Origin of the sequence: Vibrio genomosp. F10 str. 9ZD137 (assembly GCF_049974785.1) — a bacterium.
In the GTDB taxonomy this organism is placed as follows: domain Bacteria; phylum Pseudomonadota; class Gammaproteobacteria; order Enterobacterales; family Vibrionaceae; genus Vibrio.
This window is the reverse complement of the sequence record NZ_JBNGCJ010001030.1, coordinates 1-2,444: the sequence shown is the minus strand read 5'-3', so window position 1 is coordinate 2,444 and position 2,444 is coordinate 1. Positions and strand designations below refer to the sequence as shown.

The following is a 2,444-nucleotide window of genomic DNA, read 5'->3' as shown; positions in this document are numbered from 1 at the left end:
GGGTTCGCCTCCAAGGCTGCTCGAAACCTCCATAGCAATAGGCGTTGTAACCGATTTCCCCAAGAAACTGGCAATCAAGGTTAGCTCTGTCTGCATGAACACGGCAATGATGGTTGAGGTAAACATAGAAAGCACGCTACCGACACCGCACGCCAACATAATGATGCGCCAGTTTGCCCGTATTTGTGGCAATTGTTCGTATAGTGGATAAGCCAGCGCAACGACGGCGGGCTGCAACAAACAATTTATCCATCGGTTCTCTGCATAATATTGTTCGTAAGGCACTTTTAACCAAATTAATATGGGAATCAAAATGCCAATGCTGATCACTAATGGATTAAATAATGGGTTATTTACTTTTTGACTGACCCAACGTGAAAATAGGAAAACGACGACGGTCACCAGTAGCCACATCACTTGTTCCCCTTCTTCAATAGGCGATCCAAAAAGTAACCCAGTACGACAAGAACAATGAACGTTGCCCCAATAGTAGAGGCCAAGATAGGCAACGCGTTTTCAATGAGCGTGTCGAAGTGAAGCATGAGCCCGACACTAATGGGCACAAACAGTAAAATCATGTATCGAATCAGGAGCGTGGCACTCGATTTAACCCATTCAGAAGAAACAAGGCCACTCGCGAGCAGTGAAAATAGTATTAACATACCAAAAATACTGCCGGGAATGGCGGTGTTTAATATTGATTGGAGGGTGTTACCAATCAATAAACTCACTAAAATGAGCAGCATGGACACCAAATATTTTGCCAATTTCATAGCCATTGATCGTGCGTTACCTTATTACATGTTTACCAATAAAATCGTGCATCCAGCCGTTATTCATTCCTTTTAATGCGGTTTGTCTAAGCGTGTTATCTAAAGCTGATTAAGACGCTATCTTTTCAACATATTGATACACCGCTTTCAAAATGGCCATTTTCTTTTCATCACTTTCATGTTCGTGGACCAGGTTTTCAAGATTCAGCATGTAACCTTCGAGCCTTTGTTCAAAATAATCTCTGCAATGATTCGCCCATTTAACTTGCTCTTGTTCATCAAGAGACAATGGGTAATGTCTCGCTCTATAGCGGAAAAGAAGAGGTTCAATGCGCTCATCGTTAAAGCGAATGTCCAAAGCGGCTAAATTGGCAGGGTCAGTGGCGCGAATAATGTCCATTGCTGATTTATCTGCGGGAGAGAAAAAACCGTCATAGAGTTTCGTATCGACATCATCGCTGGCTGGATACTCGCGGTCTGCACTGTACACACTGATGAGTTTTTCTCTGATCTCTGGGTGGCTACGAAGTCGTGCCAGATTATCCAAGCATTGCTTTCTATTAATACCGATAGCTTCGGCATTTTCTGCGGTCAAGGTTTTGGCTGGTGCGAGAATCGGGCACTTGTTGATATGAACGAGCTTAATAGGAACGGGAAGCTCATCTTCTGCGAGTTCACTGCGTTTGGTATATAAGCGTGTAAGAAGTTCATCAGTGTCCAACTCTAATAAGGGAGAAGGATCTTTTGCCAAATCCACAACGATTGCCGCATTTTGGTTGGTCGGGTGCCATGCAACAGGCACAATCCAGCTGGTATAATTGCAATCACGTCCGAACATACCGGAAACATGCATTAAAGGTGTCATGTTAACGATATCAATCAACTCGTTCAGCTTTCGTTTATGGCGCATGCTCAAGAAGTAGTTGAACAGTTTCGGCTGCGCGGCTTTTAGCTTTTTCGCCATTTCAATCGTGGCGATTACGTCTGCCATAGCATCGTGTGCATTTTCGTGTTCAATTCCGTTGGCAACGGAAAGGTGCTCGAGCTTAAAGCTGGTATAACCCTCTTCATTTTCTGGCCATTCAACCCCTTCTGGGCGCAGAGCATGACAGGCGCGCATCACATCAAGCAAATCCCAACGAGAGTTACCGTTTTGCCAGCTCCAAGCGTAGGGGTCGATGAAGTTTCGGTAACAGGTATAGCGGGTCACCTCATCATCAAAACGAATACTGTTGTAACCTAGGCTCGTGGTTTTTGGTTTTGAAAGCTCGTCATGAATCTTGGTAATGAACTCGGGTTCAGGCAAACCTTGCGCAAGGGCTTTTTGAGGTGTGATTCGGGTAATCAACGCCGCTTCAGGAGAAGGTAAATAATCAGCAGGAGGCTGACAATAAATAACAAGAGGCTCGCCAATAATGTTGAAATCTTCGTCGGTACGCACACCCGCAAACTGACTCGGTCTGTCTTTCGCTGGACTCGTGCCCCAGGTTTCGTAATCGAAAAAGAAGAAGGTAGGTTGTTGCTCTTGTTGCATGTTGGTTTTACCAGATGGGTCATTAGCTTATGACTATTAGACCACTGCGAGGAAAGCTTAGCAATCTGGATATCTCTTACTGAGGCTAATAGAAATAAAAAGTGGTTGTTGATAACTAGGGCGTGTTGATCTTTAGA

General features: G+C 44.5%; 3 protein-coding genes. All 3 read right to left on the bottom strand.

The window, feature by feature from the left end:
- Positions 1-414, bottom strand: a 414-nt coding sequence (locus ACP45E_RS21930) for an LrgB family protein (protein WP_198927781.1), incomplete at its 3' end; no start/stop codon positions are given.
- Positions 414-779 (bottom strand): CidA/LrgA family protein, encoded by a 366-nt coding sequence (locus ACP45E_RS21925; RefSeq protein WP_017038487.1) that lies wholly within the window; start codon positions 777-779, stop codon positions 414-416. The genes ACP45E_RS21930 and ACP45E_RS21925, both read right to left, overlap by 1 nt.
- A gap of 103 nt (positions 780-882) precedes the next feature.
- Positions 883-2,307, bottom strand: coding sequence for an exodeoxyribonuclease I (gene sbcB, locus ACP45E_RS21920; protein ID WP_017038488.1), 1,425 nt, complete (start codon positions 2,305-2,307; stop codon positions 883-885).
- Positions 2,308-2,444 lie beyond the last annotated feature (137 nt).

Coding starts and splice junctions, on each gene's coding strand:
- ACP45E_RS21925 (WP_017038487.1), bottom strand. CDS start 779: ATGGCTATGAAATTGGCAAAATATTTGGTGTCCATGCTGCTCATTTTA.
- sbcB (WP_017038488.1), bottom strand. CDS start 2,307: ATGCAACAAGAGCAACAACCTACCTTCTTCTTTTTCGATTACGAAACC.